Annotated in this window: 19 protein-coding genes and 1 pseudogene; 10 read left to right on the top strand and 10 right to left on the bottom strand. The window is 62.4% G+C overall.

Features of this window, described 5'->3' with window-relative positions; translation table 11 throughout:
- Positions 1-2 precede the first annotated feature (2 nt).
- A complete protein-coding gene (locus tag DC522_RS11760) occupies positions 3-218 on the bottom strand; it encodes a hypothetical protein (RefSeq protein ID WP_116528906.1) in 216 nt (71 codons plus the stop codon).
- A 159-nt stretch (positions 219-377) separates the two neighbouring features.
- On the opposite strand from DC522_RS11760, the gene DC522_RS11755 reads away from it, so the two are divergent.
- From DC522_RS11755 to DC522_RS11740, 4 genes are all read left to right on the top strand, one after another.
- Complete coding sequence (locus DC522_RS11755; RefSeq protein WP_116528905.1) at positions 378-629, top strand: ParB N-terminal domain-containing protein; 252 nt, start codon at positions 378-380, stop codon at positions 627-629.
- Positions 630-990: 361 nt separating this feature from the next.
- Complete coding sequence (locus DC522_RS11750; protein WP_116528904.1) at positions 991-1,728, top strand: Crp/Fnr family transcriptional regulator; 738 nt, start codon at positions 991-993, stop codon at positions 1,726-1,728.
- Positions 1,729-1,825: 97 nt separating this feature from the next.
- On the top strand, positions 1,826-2,089 hold the full coding sequence (locus DC522_RS11745; RefSeq protein WP_116528903.1) for a hypothetical protein: 264 nt from the start codon (positions 1,826-1,828) through the stop codon (positions 2,087-2,089).
- Positions 2,090-2,755: 666 nt separating this feature from the next.
- A complete protein-coding gene (locus DC522_RS11740; RefSeq protein ID WP_116528902.1) occupies positions 2,756-3,190 on the top strand; it encodes a CBS domain-containing protein in 435 nt (144 codons plus the stop codon).
- 322 nt (positions 3,191-3,512) lie between these two features.
- Here DC522_RS11740 and DC522_RS11735 read toward each other — a convergent pair whose 3' ends face one another.
- On the bottom strand, positions 3,513-5,042 hold the full coding sequence (locus DC522_RS11735; RefSeq protein ID WP_116528901.1) for a bifunctional aminoglycoside phosphotransferase/ATP-binding protein: 1,530 nt from the start codon (positions 5,040-5,042) through the stop codon (positions 3,513-3,515).
- Positions 5,043-5,798: 756 nt separating this feature from the next.
- Between DC522_RS11735 and DC522_RS11725 the strand changes: the two genes are divergently transcribed.
- The 3 genes and pseudogenes from DC522_RS11725 to DC522_RS11715 all read left to right on the top strand — a co-directional run bounded on the left by DC522_RS11725 (position 5,799) and on the right by DC522_RS11715 (position 7,894).
- Positions 5,799-6,176, top strand: coding sequence for an HPF/RaiA family ribosome-associated protein (locus DC522_RS11725; RefSeq protein WP_165820128.1), 378 nt, complete (start codon positions 5,799-5,801; stop codon positions 6,174-6,176).
- A 42-nt stretch (positions 6,177-6,218) separates the two neighbouring features.
- Complete coding sequence (locus DC522_RS11720; protein WP_116528898.1) at positions 6,219-6,899, top strand: ParA family protein; 681 nt, start codon at positions 6,219-6,221, stop codon at positions 6,897-6,899.
- Between the two features lie 391 nt (positions 6,900-7,290).
- Positions 7,291-7,894: pseudogene (locus tag DC522_RS11715) on the top strand (IS6 family transposase).
- 322 nt (positions 7,895-8,216) lie between these two features.
- On the opposite strand, the gene DC522_RS11710 reads toward DC522_RS11715, so the two are convergent.
- From DC522_RS11710 to DC522_RS11690, 5 genes are all read right to left on the bottom strand, one after another.
- Positions 8,217-9,845 carry an MFS transporter gene (locus DC522_RS11710; protein WP_116528897.1) on the bottom strand — a complete coding sequence of 543 codons (1,629 nt, stop codon included), beginning with the start codon at positions 9,843-9,845 and terminating at the stop codon, positions 8,217-8,219.
- Positions 9,842-10,267, bottom strand: coding sequence for a DoxX family protein (locus DC522_RS11705; RefSeq protein ID WP_116528896.1), 426 nt, complete (start codon positions 10,265-10,267; stop codon positions 9,842-9,844). Before DC522_RS11705 ends, DC522_RS11710 begins: the two co-directional genes overlap by 4 nt.
- A gap of 11 nt (positions 10,268-10,278) precedes the next feature.
- Positions 10,279-12,252 carry an amidohydrolase gene (locus DC522_RS11700; protein ID WP_116528895.1) on the bottom strand — a complete coding sequence of 658 codons (1,974 nt, stop codon included), beginning with the start codon at positions 12,250-12,252 and terminating at the stop codon, positions 10,279-10,281.
- Complete coding sequence (locus DC522_RS11695) at positions 12,249-12,527, bottom strand: XapX domain-containing protein (RefSeq protein ID WP_116528894.1); 279 nt, start codon at positions 12,525-12,527, stop codon at positions 12,249-12,251. Before DC522_RS11695 ends, DC522_RS11700 begins: the two co-directional genes overlap by 4 nt.
- A 77-nt stretch (positions 12,528-12,604) precedes the next feature.
- Positions 12,605-13,252, bottom strand: a complete 648-nt coding sequence (locus tag DC522_RS11690; RefSeq protein WP_165820135.1) for a hydrolase — start codon at positions 13,250-13,252, stop codon at positions 12,605-12,607.
- Positions 13,253-13,450: 198 nt separating this feature from the next.
- On the opposite strand from DC522_RS11690, the gene DC522_RS11685 reads away from it, so the two are divergent.
- A complete protein-coding gene (locus tag DC522_RS11685; protein WP_165820127.1) occupies positions 13,451-14,443 on the top strand; it encodes a VOC family protein in 993 nt (330 codons plus the stop codon).
- Between the two features lie 254 nt (positions 14,444-14,697).
- On the opposite strand, the gene DC522_RS11680 is transcribed toward DC522_RS11685, so the two are convergent.
- From DC522_RS11680 to DC522_RS11670, 3 genes are all read right to left on the bottom strand, one after another.
- Positions 14,698-15,555 carry a helix-turn-helix transcriptional regulator gene (locus DC522_RS11680; RefSeq protein WP_245444097.1) on the bottom strand — a complete coding sequence of 286 codons (858 nt, stop codon included), beginning with the start codon at positions 15,553-15,555 and terminating at the stop codon, positions 14,698-14,700.
- Between the two features lie 436 nt (positions 15,556-15,991).
- The gene (locus DC522_RS11675; protein ID WP_116528891.1) at positions 15,992-16,945 is read right to left on the bottom strand and encodes a LysR family transcriptional regulator; all 954 of its coding nucleotides are present in this window, start codon (positions 16,943-16,945) and stop codon (positions 15,992-15,994) included.
- A 206-nt stretch (positions 16,946-17,151) separates the two neighbouring features.
- Positions 17,152-17,589 carry a DoxX family protein gene (locus tag DC522_RS11670; protein WP_116528890.1) on the bottom strand — a complete coding sequence of 146 codons (438 nt, stop codon included), beginning with the start codon at positions 17,587-17,589 and terminating at the stop codon, positions 17,152-17,154.
- Positions 17,590-17,778: 189 nt separating this feature from the next.
- On the opposite strand from DC522_RS11670, the gene DC522_RS11665 reads away from it, so the two are divergent.
- Positions 17,779-18,711 (top strand): ring-cleaving dioxygenase, encoded by a 933-nt coding sequence (locus DC522_RS11665; RefSeq protein WP_116528889.1) that lies wholly within the window; start codon positions 17,779-17,781, stop codon positions 18,709-18,711.
- Positions 18,712-18,806: 95 nt separating this feature from the next.
- The coding region (locus DC522_RS11660) for an alpha/beta hydrolase (RefSeq protein ID WP_371679372.1) at positions 18,807-19,072 on the top strand (266 nt) is incomplete at its 3' end.

The raw sequence follows: 19,072 nt of genomic DNA, 5'->3' as shown, positions 1-19,072 counted from the left end.
GCCTACACGCGACTGCTGCGGCCGCGCACAAAGTACCAGATGGCGACAATGGCAAGGACCACCAGCAGGATCACCCACCAGTAATCCATGATGCCACCGGTGGCTGCGGCATCGCCAGCCGGAGGAGCGCCAGGCGGAGGAGAGGGGGGCGGGGTCTGCGCCCATGCAGAGGAAACCGCCAAGAGGATGAAGCCGGTAAGTGCCGTGAGTTTGTTCATAGGTGTGTCTCCGGTTGAGGAGGTCCCGCACCGCCGCGCGGGTCAATGGCCAAGCTGGGCCTGTCGGTGAACGCCTCTCGGGAGGGCATGTTCCTATGCAAGCCACCTCACGGCGCATAAGCTTTGCTCCGGTATGAGCCTCAGGTCGGAGCAGTCGGGATGGTGTTGAAGAAGCAGATCCTCGCGATCCAAGACGTCTATGTGCCCGTGAAGCGGCGTCAAACGCTTGATCCGCAGAAGGTTGAGGCCCTTGCAGAGAGCATGATGGAGAAGGGTCAGGAAGTACCTATTCTGGTGCGACCTGATGGCAGCCGCTTTGTTCTGGTGGAGGGCCTCCATCGCCTGGAAGCCTGCAAGGCGCTCGGGGAGACAACTGTACCCGCCTATCTGGTTCAGGCACGCAGGCATTGATCTGCGTCTGATGCGCAACTGGGGCCGCATCGGCACCAGCGGCAGGAGAACGTGGAGGAGTTCGTCAGCGCACTTGAGGTCGGTCAGGCGCTGGAGGCCATTGCTCGGGCCAAGCTGCGGCGGGGCTTATCGGGATCTGTGAAGCCGCTCTGCCCGAGCTTCCGTTCTTGCCAAAAAAGAAAGCGCCCTCTCTTTCCTGGGACGCTTCAAGGTCCGGCCCATAGGGGCAAAAAGAACAGGATCGATGTAGCCTTTGTACGGAAGCCAACCTGCCTTGTCCGTCGGATGCCCAACAGACTGAGACAATTCGCACCGCTCCGCGTTGTCTGGCCGAACTGACCCGGTCACAACGCCTAAGACTATGAACGCAGATCACCGCACGAACTGGCTCCTGGCAAGTCTGGAGGCGGAGGACTTGGCAGCCCTTGCGCCTCACCTGGAGCTCGTCGAGTTGTCGCGCGGGCAGGTGCTGTACGAGCCCGGCGATCCCATCCGCCATGCCTACTTCCCCCACCATGCCATCGTCTCGCTCGTGAACGTGCTCGAGGATGGTGGCTCTGTCGAGGTGGCGGTGTTCGGGCGCGAGGGGGTATTGGGTCTGCTGAGCGCCCTTGTGACGCGCGAGGCCTTCGGCCGCTATCTCGTGCAGATCCCCGGCACCGCCTCGCGTATCTCGTACGAGCCCTTTGACAAGATCAGAAACGCCCGGCCCCGGCTGCGGCGGCTGATCATGCACTATGGCGAGGCTTTCCTGGCCCAGATGTTTCAGATCCTGACCTGCAATGCGGTTCATCCGGTCGAGGCTCGCTGCTGCCGCTGGATCCTGAGGCTCCATGACCGGGCGGATCAGGACACCCTGCCGCTCACCCATGAGTTCCTGGCCGAGATGCTGGGGGTGCAGCGTTCCACGGTCAGCGTGGTGACGCGCACACTCCAGACAGCGGGGCTGATCCGGCAGAACCGCGGGGGCATCACGGTCACGGACCGGGCGGGGCTCGAGGAGGCCGCCTGCGAGTGCTACGGCAAGATCCGGCAGCTCTATGACCGCCTGCTGCCCGGCGCCCGCCAGCCGGTTTCGTCAGATAATCTCTCTGGCTGACTGTGAACTTCCGAGAAGTGCTTTTATGGAACAGAGGCCGACACGCTGAACACGGTGCTGGCTGCGGTGTTGACCCCGCACACCAATGGAGGTCGCGATGCCCCGCTTTTATTTCGACGTGCGGGATGGGGCGAAGTTCATGCCCGATGATGCGGGCGTCGAGCTCGACAGCCTGGAGGCCGCTCAACGCGTGGCCGCCGAGGCAGCGGCCGAGGCAGCGGCCAAAATCGGGCAGGATTGCTTACTCCAGGATGACGCCCAGGACGTCAGGGTCGAGGTGCGGAACGAGCATCGCCAGCGGGTCCTGACTGTGACGGTGTCGCTGGAGATCCATCGGGTCGAGCCGCCCCCGTGCGCGTGAGGCGTTTGGTTCCATACCGCCGAGCCCCAATCGCGGCGGGCCTATGACCTGTCCTCGGGGATGAAAAGCCTCGGCCCACGTGCGCAGGCCGAGATGGACCAACCGCCGGTCCCGGCCCGGCCTTTGCCTGACTATGTCCTGGGCATTTAACTGCTCCGGGCGTGTTCCTGACAGTCGTCGGCTGGCCGCTCTCAGGTTTCAAGATGAGGTGCCGATCCTCCTACGGGCTCGCCTTGTCGGAGCGTGATCCGCCGGACTCGACCAAGCAGACCGGAACGAAACTGGCCCAGGGTTCGGTGAGCCGCAGGTGCCTCTCAACCAGAACCAGCAGTTGCTCGCACGCCATCAGAAAGACCGGCTCAGGGTTCGCTCGTCCATGCCTCGGGCGTTGAGCAGGGTGATCGTCCTGAGAGGACCCAAGACCGCGACCAAGAGCGGTTCTGATCATCGCATCGCTCCGCCTTCGCCACAGCGTCAGCATACACCTGCGCCGACCCGCCATCCAGTCGCCTGGCTGGAAGAGCGAGAGTCTGGCTTACTTGACCCGCTGCAAGGGCGGGCGCACCATCATGTCTCCATCGAACGGCGTTTGAGGCTTTGCGAGGTGCTTGTGCAATTTAGCTGCCGGGACCTTCCGGCTCAGCAGCTCATGGCTGAGGGTGCACCATGACTATCGTGCGGCACATTCTGGATAAAAAGGGCCAGCTCGTATGGACGATCGGGCCTGATGACACAGTCTTTGCGGCGATCGAAGAGATGGCACGCAAGAACGTGGGCGCCTTGGTCGTTGTCGATAACGGTGATCCCGTCGGAATCTTCACAGAACGCCACTACGCCAGGGACGTGTTCTTGAAAGGCCGATCATCGCCGACGACTGCGGTCAAGGACGTGATGCGAACCGGCTTTGCTTATGTCACGCCTGATCGGACGGTTGAGGAATGCATGGCGATCATGACAGCCGAGCGGGTGAGACACCTTCCAGTCATGGATGATGGTAACCTGGTTGGGCTGGTCTCAATTGGAGATCTGGTCAAGAGCATTATTGAAGATCGGGAGTTTGTTATCGATCAACTCACAAACTACATCACAGGAACCAGGTGACCCGACAGGTTGAACCGTTCCGCTTCAAGCCTTCAGAACGGGGCAGGGGAAAGGTTCTTGATAGCTCCATCTCTGGATCAGCATAAGTGCTTTGCCGAGCGCTGGCATCCTCGCTGAATCCTGCGTAATCGCACGGAGCGAGGCCGATCTGTACCCACGCTACAGCGAGATGGGAGGCGATTGATCGTGTCGGCCACGCGATCCTCGTTGCAAAGGGTGGGTGCGTGACCGACCCGCACGACAAGCCGCCGCAGTATGGCAACAGGGCGACCACGGCCTGTCGCTGATTGCGGTTTTCAGATCGGCACAGCTGGCATCCCGCTCAGGACGTGAGCCGAAGGAGCGCTAAGATCGCTGCTCGGATTCGAGATGGTTCGGCCGTCGCATCAATCCGCTGCCAGGTCATTTCGCCGGGGGCTCGCCGGATCTGCGCCGCGAGTACTTGAGCCGTTGCATCCGACGGATCGTTTCGACGTGCCTCGACCCGGCGCAGAAGGGTTGCTTCCGGTGCATCGAGCCAGAAGCCGCGGAACGGAACGCCCGAGGTCTTGGCTATGGCTTCGATCGCCTGACGCTCGGCAGCCCGGTCGAAAACAGCATCCGCAACGACGGCAGAGCCCGCGACGAGGGCTTCCGCCGCTTCCTGCCGGAGAGCGGCATAGACCTTTTGGGAGACCTCTGGCCGGTAGGCCGCCTTCGGCAAGCGCACCTCCACGGGTAATCCGTACATGCGCTTGCGAATGCGATCTGTGTTGAGGATGCGAGCCCCGGGAGCCGCACCGATGCTTGGCGCGATGAGAGAGGCCATCGTCGATTTGCCGGTTCCGCTGAGGCCGCCGAGGGCAACGAGCATCGGGTCGGTGCTCTTCAGGAGATCAACCGCGAGATCGAAATAAGCTCGGGCCTCCGTGCGAAGAAGCTCCTGTGACCCGGACGGTGCATCGTTGGCCTGAGCCGCCGTAACATGCGCACGGACGGCGGCTCGGATTGCCATAAAGAAGGGAACCAGCGCCAGCCCATCCGCTTCGTCGCATTCGTCAAGATAGCGGTTGTAAACGAGGTTCGCGAGCTCCCGTTGATTTCGATGCCACAGATCCATCAGCAGGAAAGCAAGATCGTAAAGAACATCAATGGTCGCGAGCGCTTCGTTGAACTCGAGACAATCGAACAGGGTCGGCACGCCATCGATCAGGCAGATGTTGCGCAGGATCAGGTCGCCGTGGCAGCGCCGGACCTTTCCGGCTTTCCGGCGCTGCTCAAGGCATTCTGAGTGCCGACCGAGCGCCTGCAGGAACAGATCCGCGACATCGCCTGCAGCCTCCGGGCTTACCAGCAATGTTTCTCGGAGCCCTCGGTCGTTGATGTCGAGAACGGCGGCGATCCCGGCGGAGCCACCGTGAGTGAAGCTGACCGCTGCGCCGCGGTGCAGCTTCGCGACCTGACGGGTCAACTCGGTCATGAGCTCGGACGAAAGGACGCCATTCCGAGCCATGGTGTCGAAGAGAGAGTCCTGTCCGAATCGTCGCATCTCGACAACCGCATCGACCAGTGGGCCTGTCCCTCCGAGAACCAGGCTGCCGTCGTTCTCGCGCGTTATGGTACGCACGCCGAGGTACAGATTGGGCGCGGTGCGCCGGTTCAGTTCGATCTCGGCTTGGCAATAGGCAAGCCGTTTCTCCGGCGTCGAAAAGTCGAGGTAAGGGTAATGCACGGCGCGTTTCATTTTGAACGCGCGTTCACCGGCTAGAAGGATTAGGGAGGCATGCGTCGAGATGAGCTCGACCTCAGCGCCTTGCGAGGTGAGAAGATCCTTGAGGAAGGCGATCGCGTCGCTTTGGTTGCCGACCAACATGAAACCATTTTCCACGAGGTTTCCATTAGGAATTTCTGCCGGAATACAGAGCTTGCTCAGGATGCCAGCAAAGAAAGATTCTGGGGCGCAATGCCAAAGCAAGCAACGACGGTGCCGCTCTTAGCGATAGTCCTTCTCATGCTAGAGCATCGTGCGGAACCGAAGGTCCGCGTCAGCGACCCGAAGGGCCACGCCAGTGAAAAGTGGATCCGGTTTTCCGCTCTCAACGATGCTCTCATTGTAGGAGAAAGCATCGGAACGGTCCCAACAGTGCAAATCCACTTGGGTCCGAGGCTGTAGTCAGATGGAGTTCGATACGCGCGAGCACGCCATGGCAGCGATCCATCGAGCCCGCAGTGGGGCCTCATTCTGACCACTGCCCTCATTGGTGGGCTCCTCGGTCTCTGTCGGCAAATGCAGGCACACGCTGAAACCGTCGACAGCCGACGCATTACTCTCTGACTGTTGCTCAACGTGAGAGAGCTTTGCGCCAACGCTCATGCTGCAGGCAGGAGCGACCAATAATCGTCCGCAGGGCTGTTCTGGTAATGGTTCATTTACCATTCGGGCGCAGCCTTACCTCGTGCCTCTTGGCACGGTCGTTCTCCCTGAGACGGTCGCGTCAGCGACCGACCTTAGAGCGCCAGCCGAATGGGCGCTCTTCTTTTGAAACGGCCGAAGGCCTGTTGTGCGTCGTCTACCCCAATCAGCGAATGTGTGGCCCCGACCTCTATGTCACTAACACAGGAGAATGGAATGGACCTGCAGAGCGCAAGCAAGCTGATTGCTGTCCAAAGCCCAGATCTCGACCTGGGGCACGCATTTCGCGAGCTTGCCGAGACAAGCATTCTTCGCACGACAATCAAACACTTCGGACGGCTCAGCACAGCCTCGGTACACGTGAACCGTGAAGGACCATTGTTCCGCTGCACCGTCGATATTCAGTTAGCCACGCTCAAGATGGTGAGCGCCGAGTTTCAGCACGAGGATTACCATCTGGCCTTCAAGAGCGCTTTGGAAGCGGCCGAAAACCAGCTCCGAGGAGCCAAGCGTGCGTTGCGTGAGAGTAAGGTGAGCCGGATTGATAGGGATCCTGTTCCTCAGGATGCTTTAAGCTCATCACCGGTGATGTGACCAGATGCGTACAGCACATTAGGATTTGGGCGGAGATGCTTGATGCACATCGTCTCGTTCGTCACCCAGAAGGGTGGAACCGGTAAGAGCAGCCTAGCTGTCTCACTGGCAGTGGCTGCGGCGGAAAGCGGCTTGAAAGTCGTCGTTCTCGACATCGACCCCCAAGGGACAACCGGAGAATGGTACAAGCGGCGGACCGCTGAAGCGCCGGAGGTTCATTCGCTTGCCTGGACCTATCTGCCCTCTCGCCTCTACACTTTTGACCGGCAGGGCTACGACCTTGCCATCGTTGACACGCCCGGGGCGGACAGCCATGCCGCGTCAGAAGCGATGAGACAGGCGCATTTCTGTTTGCTGCCGGTCCGCCCCAGTGTCGCTGATATTGAGGCCAGCAAACCGACCGTTCGGTACCTGAACGAGCGCGACAAGCCTTTCGCATTCGTCCTCAATCAATGTCCAACGGGCGGACGAACGAGTCGGACCTCCAATGCACGTATGGCTCTCCAGTTGCTTGGGAGCTTATGTGACCCGACACTGGCGCATCGGTCCGACCACGTCGACGCTCTTGCGTCGGGTCTGGGCGTGACTGAGTTCAACCCCTTTGGAAAAGCTGCCGATGAGGTGCGTGCGGTTTTGCAATGGCTCGCAGCGAGGCTGAGAAGGTCGGATGCCATTGAGACAGCTGACGAAGGCGGAGCGATCCCTCGAAAAGCAGTCTCGTGAACGATGCCTGCGATGACGCTGCTGAGGAGATGCTCGATGCGCAACTCGTCCTGGCAGCCGCACGGCTGATGAAGCGGCTTTAGCCAAGAGATTTTGATTTAGGGCGTGTACTCATAAATTGCGTTTTTTACTCGGCAATCGCTGGCTGATGTCAGCTTTGTGCTTGAATCTCTGGGTGGCCAGGCGTGAAGCACGCGCGCTGTTGAGGCTACCGTTCGAGTGTCTATCAATACTGAATGGTCGCCGAACCTGTACAGGTGTAGAACCATTTGACCGTGTTGATGGTGTTTGAGCTTTCATAGTCGATCTCGCACTTTTTGTGGCTTCGTCGCAAACTGTTTGTTTCAGAGTTTCAGCTACTGAGATGGCGGTCTCAGTAGCGGAGCGTGGCGTGTTCAAGGGCAGGCATTTTGATCAATCTGTGATCCTGCTCTGCGTGCGCTCGTATCTGGCCTACGGTCTGAGCCTGCGCAATCTCAAGGAGATGATGGCCGAGCGCGGCATCTCAGTCGATCATGCGACCATTCACAGGTGGGTTATCCGCTACTCGCCTGAGCTGCTCGAGCGCTTCAATCTTCGCAAACGAAGCGTCAGTCGGGAATGGCACGTGGATGAGACTTACATCAAAGTCCGAGGCCAATGGAAATATCTCTATCGAGCTATCGACAGCAATGGTGACGCCGTCGAGCTCTGGTTCAGCAAGCGGCGGAACCGATCCTGTCCTGCGATACCGCTGACCGGCTTCGCGATCGATCAGGGCGCAAGCTGAAGCCATCTGCATCCGACAAAGCGCCTATCTGAATAACCGTATTGAGAAGGATCATCGCGCTATCAAGCGGCGGGTTCGCCCCATGCTCGGCTTCCAGTCCATTGCAAGCGCTCAAGTGATCCTTAGTGGCATTGAGCTGATCCACATGATGCGGAAAGGGCAGGCGAACTACGCCTGCCGTTCGCAGCTGTCACTCGCCGAGCAGTTTGACCTGCTCGCCGCATGAGCACCGAACAATGCACCGGCCACTGTCAGGTCCTCCCTTCGAATTTGCGACGGATCCCTTCCTTCTGCTTGCGTGAGTGTTGCCGCCGCGCCCGACCTGCTTGGCAGTGCGAGGGAGGCCGTGAGTGCCGCAACTCCTACAGCCTCGGACGTGAAAAGTGGATTTGCACTTTTGGGACCCATCCGATGCTTTCTCCTACAATGAGAGCATCGTTGAGAGCGGCAAACCGGAGGTCCGCACGATGCTCTAGAAGTGTGTCGCAGCGGGTGAGGGGTATGATGCTTTCCGGCAGTTCCGACGTCGCAATGTCCCTTGTTAAGTCTCAATGGACATCCCGACTGGGTTTGCTGACCGCCAGGAAGTGCTGGACCAGGGGCGGCTCCACTCCCTGATGGAAGCGACGCGCCTCCGCCTGAATGTCGGCGTCCGCCTTTGAGACCCGCTTGTGCTGGCGCAGGTGCTCGGCCCAGGATTCGACGAAGAACCATTCGACGAGATGCTCGGGATCCGCCGCATCCTCGGAGATGCCCCAGGCATAGGCGCCGTCACGCCGGCGTTCCTCGGAGAGACGCTCGAGAGTTGTAAGGAAGGCGACGCGATCCGCCTGACGGATGCGGTAGGTCACCATGACCATCACCGGTCCGCGGTCGTGCGCAATGGGCTCGGCCATCGCCGGCTCGGGCCAGTGCAGCGACGGCGTCAGGTCGCCCTCTCCGCTGGGCAGGGGGGCTCTGTGAGCCAACGCTGCGATGACAGCAAGACTGACGCCGGCGAAGAGCAGGGTCGTGTCCGTGCCGATCGCCTGCGCCAGGAAGCCCCACCCCAGACTGCCGGCCGCCATGGCGCCGTTGAACGCGGTGAGATAGATCGCCAAGCCCCGGCCGCGGATCCAGTTCGGCAGGATCGCCTGCATGGTGCTGTTGAGGGTGGTCAGCATCGCGATCCACGCGATTCCGAGCACGAAGGTCGCGATGAGCGCCACGACCTCCGAGTTGGTCAGCGCGAGCAGGGCGGTTGAGCCTGCCGTCACGAGCGATGCCACCAGCACGAGACGGTCCTGCCCGAGGCGGGTGCGGGCTCGTGGCAGCAGGACGGCGCCGACGATGGCACCCGCCCCGACGCTGCCGAGCAGCAGGCCGTAGAAGCTCGGTCCTCCGCCGATCTCCTGCCGCGCCACGATGGGGAGCAACGCCCAGACGGCACTGGCGAAGGCGAAGAACAGAACGGCCCGCCACAGGATCCGGTGGAGGTCACGGCTGGCGCGGGCGTAACGCAGGCCTGCCCGCAGGGCTCCCCCGAACTGCTCCCGCAGGCCGTCATCTGCATCGGCTTCACGCCGCCACCAGAGCAGGGCTCCTCCGACAAGGAGATATGTCAGGACGTCGATCCCGTAGACCGTTGCGGCCCCGAGCGCGGCAAGCAGGAAGCCTCCAAGGGCCGGACCGATGGACCGAGCGATGTTGATGCCGAGTGAATTGAGCGCCACGGCACCCTTGATGTCGGATCGGGGAACGAGCTCCGGCGTGATCGCCTGCCAGGCTGGCGTCGCAAGCGCCGCGCCCACCCCGCCGAGGAACGTGAGGACGATAAGGCTCTCGACCGAAGCCATGCTCATCCAGGCCAGCACGGCAAGCAACGAGCTTACGACCGCGAGCGCGATCTGGATCGCGATGAGAAACCGGCGCCGGTCCAAGATATCGGACAGGACGCCCGCCGGGATCGCGAGAAGAAAGATCGGCAGGGTGCCTGCCGCCTGGATCATGGCCACCGCGGCGGGCGATGCGGAGATTTCCGTGACGAGCCAGGCGGAGGCGACATCGCGCATGAAGGTGCCGATGTTGCCGAGCACCGTCGCGGTCCAGATCACCGCGAAGAGGCGGTGGTGGAGGGGGGCGAAGGTGCCGGGCGTGGGAGGCGGCACCGGGTGTTCGGTGATCGTGCTTTGCGTCATGACCGTCCACTCCACCCGTTGATAAACAGAGCGGCGAAAGCGAGTCCGCCCACAATGGCAACATGCTCGAAGAACGTTGCAATCTGGCGACCGCGTTCTGGGCCATCGAACGCCCAGAACGGATAGGCGAGGAGGGTGGCCAGGGCCGTAAAGACTGCCAGGATGCCGGCTCCGAGCCAGCAGTAGCGGCGGGTCAGGAGGAGGGCCGATCCGCCGAGCTGGGTGCACACAAGGACGCTTGCGATCAGTGTGGCAGGCTGGAGGCCCAGACCCGCGACCTCGTTCACGGCGCCATTGAAGTCGAGGAGCTTCACGATCCCGCTGATCAGGAAGGGCGATGCAAGTGCGAGGCGCGCCAGATAGTCGAACCCAGGCAGGGCCAGTATCTGTGCTATCGGGCGAGGAGCGGCGATGTCAGACATGGCACTCTCCCTCAGAAGGCCCAGCACGAGCAACCGAGAACACCCCAGAACGAGCGCGCGTCCGAGGCCGGCAGGTTGGCGCCCCAGGCATTGGCATGGGCATGACCATGCACGCCGCAGGTGTTGGCGCAGCCGCACGCCGCTGCGAAGGCATACTTGCGCTCCTCGCCGGTGTCAGCCCGTTGCTGATAGCCTCCATAGACTCGCACTGGCGACCAGTCGGGCATCGGCGGAGGCAAGGGCGGTGCGAGATCCTTGAACTCGGCATCACCGTGCACTGCCTTGCCGCCAAGCAGGGTGAGGACCGAGGTGATATCCTGGATGGAGTCCTCAGGTACTGAGAAGTAGTCGTCGGACAGAACCGCCAGGTCGGCCAACTGGCCTTCCTTGATCTGGCCCTTCTTGCCCGGCTCGTTCGAGAACCAGGTGTTAGCCTCGGTCCACAGCCGCAGGGCGCTTTCCCGATCGAGGCGGTTCGCGGCCGGATAGAGGGTGAGGCCTCCGAGGGTCTTGCCAGTCACAAGCCAGGACAGCGAGACCCACGGGTTGTAGGACGCGACTCGTGTGGCATCCGTGCCCGCGCCGACTGGCACGCCCGCTTCCAGCATGCGGCGGATCGGCGGCGTGTGTTCAGCGGCCTTGGCACCATAGCGCTGGACGAAGTCCTCGCCCTGGAACGCCATGCGGTGCTGGACCGCGATGCCGCCGCCGAGAGCGGCAATGCGGTCGATGTTGCGGTCATCGATCGTCTCGGCATGGTCGAAGAACCAGTGCAGGCCGTCGAAGGGAATGTCCCGGTTGACCTTCTCGAATACGTCGAGAGCTCGGGTGATGGTCTCGTTATAGGTGGCGTGCAGCCGCCAGGGCCAACGGTTCTCGACCAGCAGGCGGATGACAGGTTCGAGGTCTCCTTCCATGGAGGGGGGCATGTCGGGCCGCTCGACCTTGAAGTCCTCGAAGTCGGCGGCGGAGTAGACCAGCATCTCGCCGGCGCCGTTGTGGCGATAAAGATCGTCGCCTTGGCCTGGTTTGACCTGCTTCGCCCAGGTGTCGAAGTCCTTGAGCTCCTCCTTCGGCTTCTGAGTAAAGAGGTTGTAGGCGAGGCGCACGGTCAGGAGCCCCTCGTGGTGCAACTCCTCGATAATGGCATAGTCGTCCGGGTAGTTCTGATAGCCTCCACCGGCATCGATGACGCCGGTCACGCCGAGCCGGTTCACCTCGCGCATGAAGTGACGCGAAGAGTTCTTCTGGTACTCGGGCGGGAGCTTCGGACCCTTCGCCAGTGTTGCATAGAGAATCGTCGCATTGGGCTTGGCGATGAGAAGACCGGTCGGATTGCCATTTGCGTCGCGCTGGATCTCGCCACCGGGCGGGTTCGGCGTGTCCTTGGTGTAGCCGACCGCGCGCAGGGCTGCCCCATTCAGCAGCGCACGATCATACAGATGCAAGATGAAGACGGGGGTATCCGGCGCGATGGTGTTGATCTCGTCCAGCGTCGGCAGTCGCTTCTCGGCGAACTGGTGCTCGGTGAAGCCGCCGACCACGCGCACCCATTGCGGGGCAGGCGTGCGGTCGACCTGCTCCTTCAGCATGCGCATGGCTTGAGCGAGAGAGCGGACGCCGTCCCAACGCAATTCCATGTTGTAGTTGAGCCCGCCGCGGATGATGTGCATGTGGCTGTCGATCAGCCCCGGGATGACGCGCCGTCCCTTGAGGTCGATGATCCTGGTGCGTTCATCGGCATAGGCCGTCACCTCGCGCTCGTCGCCCACGGCCAGAAACGTCCCATCCTTGATGGCTACGGCGCTGGCGCTCGGATTCGCACGGTTCAGCGTGGTGAATAGACCAGAATGCAGGATGAAGTCGGCTTTCATGGACGTGTCTCCCATCGGGGGTCGGGTTGCGTCTGAAGCATCGGCGGGCGCTTGTGATCCGTGAAGGACAAAGCCTGCTGCGGCGCCGAGAAAGGTGCGGCGCGTGGTCATGATGCCTTATCCTGGGCATCGGCCGTCTGCTCGGAGGGCCTTGCCCCTTGTGGCATGTGGCCGAAGACGTGCGGACGCACCTGATGCGACCAGGACTGCGTCGGCGGCTCCTTCTGCCAGAAGCTCTTGATGAGGGGCGGGATCTGCTCGCCGACCAGGATGCCGAGTAGACCCACCAGGGCGACCACTGGCGGCGCCGGCGAGCGCACGTTGATCAAGCTGTAGATGATGCCGACCAGCAGGCCGGCCCCGAGCGACAGAAGGTAGACTTTCAACGATGCCTCCCTGGCGGGTGCATGAGGAGGGGCGCCGCATCGATGGCCGACACGGCGCCGCGTCCATCATGGACCGATCAGCCCTCGTGGGCCCCGAACATGGTCTTGGCGTAGATGATGCCAAGTCCGTAGGCACCGCCGTATTTCTTGGCGATGCCTGTGGTCATGTCGTAGGTCTCTGTGCGGGCCCAATCGCGCTGAAGTTCCAGCAGGTATTGCAACGAGGTCATCGGCCTGACGCCGGCCTGGATCATGCGTTCCACCGCACGCTCATGCGCTTCGGTCGAAACATCGCCGCACGCATCCGTGACGACATAAACCTCGAAGCCCTGATCGAGCGCTGAGAGCGTCGGGCCGACGATGCAGACGGAGGTCCAAAGGCCAGCGAAGACCAAGCGATTCTTTCCGATCCGGTTCACCTCCTCGATGACGGCGGCATCCTCCCAGGTGTTCATGGAGGTGCGGTCGAGGAGTCTCTGGCCCGGGAAGGCCTCCGTGATCTCGCTGAACATCGGGCCGGAAAAGCTCTTCTCCGCAACCGTCGTCAGGATCGTCGGCACCTTGAAGCCAGCCGCTGCCTGGGAAATCAAAGCGGCATTGGTGCGCAGGTTGACGGCATCGATCGACTTGGTCGCAAACGACATCTGGGACTGGAAGTCGATCAGGATGAGTGCGTGATCCGTGGGGTTGATGAGCTTTGAACCGGGAGTGGGAGACGCTTTGATCGGCATGGTCTGGTCCTCTTGTGGTGGAACTGCCGCAGAACAATGGCGCCATTGAGCCTCAAAATCTTGGACAACTTGAGACTCGGTTGGACGATTTGGTCGTGTCGCGGCGGAGAGCGCCGACAAACGCCAAAGAGTGCAAGACAAACGGCTTTCGTTGCGATTAGGGTATCAGCAACGATACACTGGAGGGACGCCATGGCCGGACGCGGCCTTCATCACGTCACGCTGATCTCGAGCGACGCCGAGCGGAGCTGGCGCTTCTACGCATGCCTGCTCGGGATGAGGCTCGTGAAGCGGACTGTCTCTCACGAGGACCCCGGCACGTTCCATCTCTGCTTCGGCAATGAGGCCGGCCGGCCCGGCACGCTGTTCACCCTGTTTCCGTGGCAGCGCGTGCCGCGCGGGAAGCGTGGGGCATGCGAAGCATGGCAGACGTCGTTTCGCATTCCGTCAGGCTCGCTGGACTGGTGGACGCGGCGCCTCGGTGCGGCCAATGTTCGCCACCAGGCCGGCCGGACCGCATTCGGTGAGAGTTGCCTGACCTTCGAGGACCCGGATGGCGCGGTGCTCGCCCTCGTGGAAGCGGGCCCGCCGACGCGGCCGACAACCTGGCGCCATCCGGAAGTCCCCGCGTCCTGCGCGCTTCAGGGACTGCACGATCTCGTGTTGAAGGTCCGCAGGGCCGATCCACTGAACGAGTTGTTCCGGGACGTCTTGGGTTTCGCCGAGACAGGTCGTAGTGGCAGATTCGTTCGGCTTGCGGCCCATGACGGCGCAGGCGGCACCATCACGCTTGACGAGAGCGGCCGCCTCGCCCGCGGCCAGCTCGGGGCCGGAAGCGTGCATCATGCCGCTTTCCGCGCCCGTGACGCGGCCGACCAGGACGCTCTCGTCCAAGCGCTCCACGATCGGTATGGGATCGTCGCGACAGCGCCAAAGGATCGGATCTACTATCGATCCGTCAATTTCCGCTCGACCTGCGGAATTCTCCTGGAAATCGCGACCGACGGGCCTGGCTTTGAGGTGGATGAAAGCTTCGAGACGCTGGGCATGAGCTTGAGGCTGCCGCCTACTCTTGAGGCGCGGCGGGGCGAGCTTCAACAGCTCCTGCCTCCACTTCCGTCCCCGACATGCAAGCACCGTGTGCCTGATGGGCGAAGACCCAATGGCCGCCCGCAACTGTCCTGAGACCTCCGCAAGCCACCTCGAGTATCGGACCCAAGAGTGGACCCAGTTTTGGGATCGACTCGATGCTCATGTTCTGTGATGAGCGCATCGTTCGGGGCGGACCTCCGGTTCCGCTCTCAACGATGCTCTCATTGTAGGAGAAAGCATCGGATGGGTCCCAAAAGTGCAAATCCACTGTTCACGTCCGAGGCTGTAGACCTGAGGTCGCCTCATGGGCAGCCTTGCAGCATGGCCACGAAGGTCGTTGTCTGCGCTTACCGGAGCATCGACCTGCGCCACGCGCCGGGGCTCGCGCCAACCGAACGCGTAAAAACGCGCGTGAAATAGCTCTGGTCCCCGAACCCGCAAATGAGCGCGATGTCGGCCAGAGGCAGGGATGAGGACAGGAGGAGGCCTTTGGCTTCCTCCAAGCGAATATGCGTCAGATATTGATGCGGGCTCATCCCCGTCGTGCGGCGGAAGGCCTTGGCGAAGTAACTCGGTGTGAGATTGCATTCGCGCGCAACATCGGCAATCGCGAGGCGAGCGGCGAGGCGGGAATGCAGGATCTCCTTCGCGCGGCGTTCCTGCCATGCTGCGAGACTGCCATTGGGTGGGATCGGTGGAATGTGCATGCCCCCATAACCTTCCGCGAAGTAGGTCAACAGGCTCAGCGCCATCTGATCGACGAAGAGTTGGTTGGTCTGCGCCATCTCCGGTGGCGCCGACAGAAGGAACGCACACATCGATCCCAGAATCGGGTCAGAGGCATCAGGCAAGGAGCGCAGGGTCGAAATTGGCGAGGCGCCACGCTCGTAGGCGAGGTCGTCCAGCACTTCCTTGCGCATGTAGAACTGCAAGGCGTCAACTGGACCCCGAGCCCGGCTGCGGGGATCCTCCGATAGGTCGATCGCGTTCACCGTTCCTGCCGCGAAGCCTCGAACATAGCGCATGCGGCCATTGGACCAGAACTCGTGTTCTTCGACATCCTTCAACCGATAGGTGACGTTGAAGGCAGCCTCGGGTTCGATTGAGGAAGTCCGGTCCCTCTCCTGGCGCATACAGGTTAGTCGAGTCACGGCGAGCGACAGGCGATCCTCCCTCGAGACGTGAAGAATGGTCTGACTCGCCATCTTGAGATGGCGTCCAAGCCGTTGGCCAAACAGCCCAGAGTATGTGTTTTCCTGAACGGTTGCCATATCAACGAGCCACAATAATGATTACATCGACGGGCGGTCTCTTATCTCATGTGTTCCGCCAGCCTATCGACCCACGCTGCACCCTTCATTTGGCCGTCCGGCAAGAATGGCCGCACGCATCGTCAAGGTGTTGAAGATGGACATATCAATCGGGTTCAGGCCTGATTCCTAGGCAGCACCCATGATACTGGTCACCTCATCCCAGACCTGACGGGTATGATTATGCCCTTGTAGCACTTGGTAGCACTTGCGGCCGGGCATCCCATACCTGTGCATGATTGCGCTCCCAGGCGAAGGCGCATCCTCAAGAGAAGGCCGACGGCCGGTAGCCTCGCCCTCGCTACGCGGCTGATCGTTTTGGATACGATCGTCATGGCGGCTGGCTGGCCTCTTCACTCGTGAACCGGTTCTGTTGAACCTGTCCCTCAATGAGCTTGCGTTCCTTGGCGACCTCCGCCGCCAGAAAGTCGAGGAACACCCGGACACGGGGCGAGTGGCGCAGATCGGGATGGGTAAGGAGCCAGAGATCCGCCGCGAACTCACGAATGGGCGGGCCAAGGCGGACGAGACCGGGCCGGGCATCGCCGATAAAGCAGGGAAGGTGTCCGATGCCGAGGCCCTGCTCGACCGCCTCGGCCAGGCCGAGAACCGTGTTGACCTTGTATCCGATCCGCTCCGGTGACACGTGCTCGTGCACGAACTTCACCGCCTTGAGCGTCGCCAGGTTGTCGCCAAGGGACACCCAGTCATGCTCGTAGAGGCTCTCCGGATCGACGGCACCCGGGTCCGTGAAGTCGCCGGCGCGGCCATAGAGCGCCCAGGCGATGGTGGCGACCCGCCGGCCGACCAGATTCTCCGGAGGGTTGTCCGTGGCGCGGATCGCCACGTCGGCATCGCGCTTCGAGAGGTTCAACTCCTGGTTGGCCAGAACCACGTCGAGGCGCACGTCGTGGCATTGCTTGCGGAACTTGACGAACAGGGGCGTGAGCAGGTGCACCAAGAGCGAGTCGTTGGTGGTCACCCGCAGCTCGCCTGCGGGCGCCAGCTCCCGTCCGGCCATCTTGCGGGTGAAGGCGGTGATGTCCTCGTCGACCCGCTGGGCCAGGGCGACCATCTCCTCGCCGATCGCGGTGAGGGTATAGCCGCTGCGGTGGCGCTCGAAGAGCTTGGCCCCGAGCGCCTCCTCGATCTGGCCGAGGCGGCGGAACACGGTGGAGTGGTTGATGCCGAGGCGCGCGGCCGCCGCCGGCAGGCTGCGCACGTCGGCGATGGCCTTGATCAGGCGGAAGTCATCCCAAGACAAGTTCTTGTACGGTTCAACCATGACAAGTTACCGTGCCGGTTGGGGCGGCCGCGCGGGAGGCGCGGACCGCCGGGTTAAGGCTTCGGTCCGGTTAGCGCATCGTGCGGACCCGAAGGGCCGCGTCAGCGAAAAGTGGACCCGGTTTTACGCTTCAACGATGCGCTCTCTAGAGAAGGGAGCGTCGGATTGTTCCCAAAGGTGCAAGTCCACTTTTCACGTCCGATGCTCTAGCCGATCCGGGGACGCAGCGAGGCGGCAGGGCCAGCCGGGAAGCCGACCGGCTTCAGGGCAAAGGCGCCGTCACCGATCAGGACGTGGACCACAGCCGCGAGGGCGAGGAATGCGGGATATTCCCAGCCGCCGTTCGGTGCATTGAACACCCAGCCGTTCGGAGCATGGACGAGAAGTGCGCCGAGCAGGACGGGGAGCAGCACGATTGAGACCACCCGGGCATAGAAGCCGGAAAGGATGGCAAGGCCGCCGATCAGCTCGGCCAGGATGATGGGCCAGGCGAGGAAGCCCGGGAAGCCGACCTGGCCAAGGAAGCCGGCGAAGCCCGGCACCGTGAACACGGCGATCTTCAGGTAGGCGTGGGCGATGAACATGATGCCGAGGCCGGCCCGCAGGGCGAAGGCACCATAGGGGGCAAAGCGATTGTCTATCATGGATCTGTCTCCTGGACCGGAAATGGCCCGTTGGCGACGAACGTGATCCTTTCACTAATGCAATGCAATCGACCGGAAAGCAATCATGATATTGCGTTCACGCAATCAAAACGGTGTGGCATCGGTTCGGAACCCGCTTATCTCTGGAGCAACACCGGGGCGCTGGGTGCCCCATGAAAGGACACGACAATGCGCCAGAACGGTATCCACCACATCACGGCTATCGCGGGCCCCGCCCAACGAAACCTCGATTTCTATACCCGCGTCCTTGGGCTGCGCTTGGTGAAGAAGACCGTCAACTTCGACGATCCCGGCACCTATCACTTCTACTACGGCGACGAGGCCGGCCAGCCCGGCACGATCCTGACCTTCTTCCCGTGGGAGCATGCCGCTCCGGGCCGGCTCGGCGTCGGCGAGACCCAGGAGACCGTGTTCCGGGTGCCCGAGGGCGCCATCGGCTACTGGACCCACCGCCTGATCGAGAAGGGCGTGCCGCACGAGGCTCCCGAGAAGCGCTTCGGCGAGACTGTGGTCGCGTTCAAGGATCCCGACGGCATGCGCCTCGCGCTGGTGGCCGTGCCGGGCATCGAGAACGAGCCCGCCTGGAACACCGGCGAGATCCCGACCGAGCATGCGATCCGCGGTTTCCACAGCGCCAGCCTGCTGGTGCCCGAGGCAGCTCCGACCGGCGCGATCCTGATGGACGTGTTCGGCTTCAGGGAGATCGCCCGCGAGGGTTCGCTGGTCCGTTACAAGGCTGGCGACACGACGCTCGGCGGTATCGTCGACCTGCGTGAGGCGGGTGGCTTCCTGCGTGGCCGTCCGGGCGCTGGCACGGTTCATCACATTGCCTTTCGGGCGACTGACGATGCCGTGCAGACAGAGATGGTCAAGAAGCTTGCCGAGAACCACGGCATCCGCACGACAGAGCAGAAGGACCGCGACTACTTCCGGGCGGTCTACTTCCGTGAACCGGGAGGCCTGCTGTTCGAGATTGCCACGGACGATCCGGGCTTTGCGGTCGACGAGCCAGCCGAATCCCTCGGTCAGGCCCTGAAGCTGCCGCGCTTCCTGGAGCCGAACCGCGAGAAGATCGACGCGGTCCTGCCGAAGGTCGTCTGACCCGACACCCCTAGCCTCATCGCCCGGCAGCACCGGGCGGTGGAGTACCACTCCCTTTCCCAGTCGCGGGCTAAAAGGCTCGAACCGAGGATCCCATGACCACCACGACCGAACTCTCGTTCATCCACCGTTTCAAGCCGGCTACGGAGCCCGGCCGGCCGCCGCTCCTGCTGCTGCACGGCACCGGCGGCAACGAGGACGACCTGCTGGAGCTCGGGCAAATGCTCTCCCCGGGCTCCGCCCAGCTCTCCCCGCGCGGGAAGGTGCTGGAGGGCGGCATGCCCCGCTTCTTCCGTCGCCTGCGTGAGGGCGTGTTCGACGAGGAGGACGTGCGCCGCCGGGCTCACGAGCTGGCTGACTT

The organism is Microvirga sp. KLBC 81, assembly GCF_003075415.1.
Classification (GTDB): Bacteria; Pseudomonadota; Alphaproteobacteria; order Rhizobiales; family Beijerinckiaceae; genus Microvirga.
The sequence above is the reverse complement of the archived record's forward strand: the minus strand, read 5'-3'. Positions and strand labels throughout refer to the sequence as shown.

Excerpts from the sequence above, each read along its gene's own strand:
- DC522_RS11700 (WP_116528895.1), bottom strand. The coding sequence starts at position 12,252 with ATGACCACGCGCCGCACCTTTCTCGGCGCCGCAGCAGGCTTTGTCCTT.
- DC522_RS11665 (WP_116528889.1), top strand. The coding sequence starts at position 17,779 with ATGCGCCAGAACGGTATCCACCACATCACGGCTATCGCGGGCCCCGCC.
- DC522_RS11740 (WP_116528902.1), top strand. The coding sequence starts at position 2,756 with ATGACTATCGTGCGGCACATTCTGGATAAAAAGGGCCAGCTCGTATGG.
- DC522_RS11760 (WP_116528906.1), bottom strand. The coding sequence starts at position 218 with ATGAACAAACTCACGGCACTTACCGGCTTCATCCTCTTGGCGGTTTCC.
- DC522_RS11680 (WP_245444097.1), bottom strand. The coding sequence starts at position 15,555 with ATGGCGAGTCAGACCATTCTTCACGTCTCGAGGGAGGATCGCCTGTCG.
- DC522_RS11675 (WP_116528891.1), bottom strand. The coding sequence starts at position 16,945 with ATGGTTGAACCGTACAAGAACTTGTCTTGGGATGACTTCCGCCTGATC.
- DC522_RS11735 (WP_116528901.1), bottom strand. The coding sequence starts at position 5,042 with ATGTTGGTCGGCAACCAAAGCGACGCGATCGCCTTCCTCAAGGATCTT.
- DC522_RS11705 (WP_116528896.1), bottom strand. The coding sequence starts at position 10,267 with ATGTCTGACATCGCCGCTCCTCGCCCGATAGCACAGATACTGGCCCTG.
- DC522_RS11745 (WP_116528903.1), top strand. The coding sequence starts at position 1,826 with ATGCCCCGCTTTTATTTCGACGTGCGGGATGGGGCGAAGTTCATGCCC.
- DC522_RS11725 (WP_165820128.1), top strand. The coding sequence starts at position 5,799 with ATGGACCTGCAGAGCGCAAGCAAGCTGATTGCTGTCCAAAGCCCAGAT.
- DC522_RS11710 (WP_116528897.1), bottom strand. The coding sequence starts at position 9,845 with ATGACGCAAAGCACGATCACCGAACACCCGGTGCCGCCTCCCACGCCC.
- DC522_RS11670 (WP_116528890.1), bottom strand. The coding sequence starts at position 17,589 with ATGATAGACAATCGCTTTGCCCCCTATGGTGCCTTCGCCCTGCGGGCC.
- DC522_RS11720 (WP_116528898.1), top strand. The coding sequence starts at position 6,219 with ATGCACATCGTCTCGTTCGTCACCCAGAAGGGTGGAACCGGTAAGAGC.
- DC522_RS11755 (WP_116528905.1), top strand. The coding sequence starts at position 378 with ATGGTGTTGAAGAAGCAGATCCTCGCGATCCAAGACGTCTATGTGCCC.
- DC522_RS11685 (WP_165820127.1), top strand. The coding sequence starts at position 13,451 with ATGGCCGGACGCGGCCTTCATCACGTCACGCTGATCTCGAGCGACGCC.
- DC522_RS11750 (WP_116528904.1), top strand. The coding sequence starts at position 991 with ATGAACGCAGATCACCGCACGAACTGGCTCCTGGCAAGTCTGGAGGCG.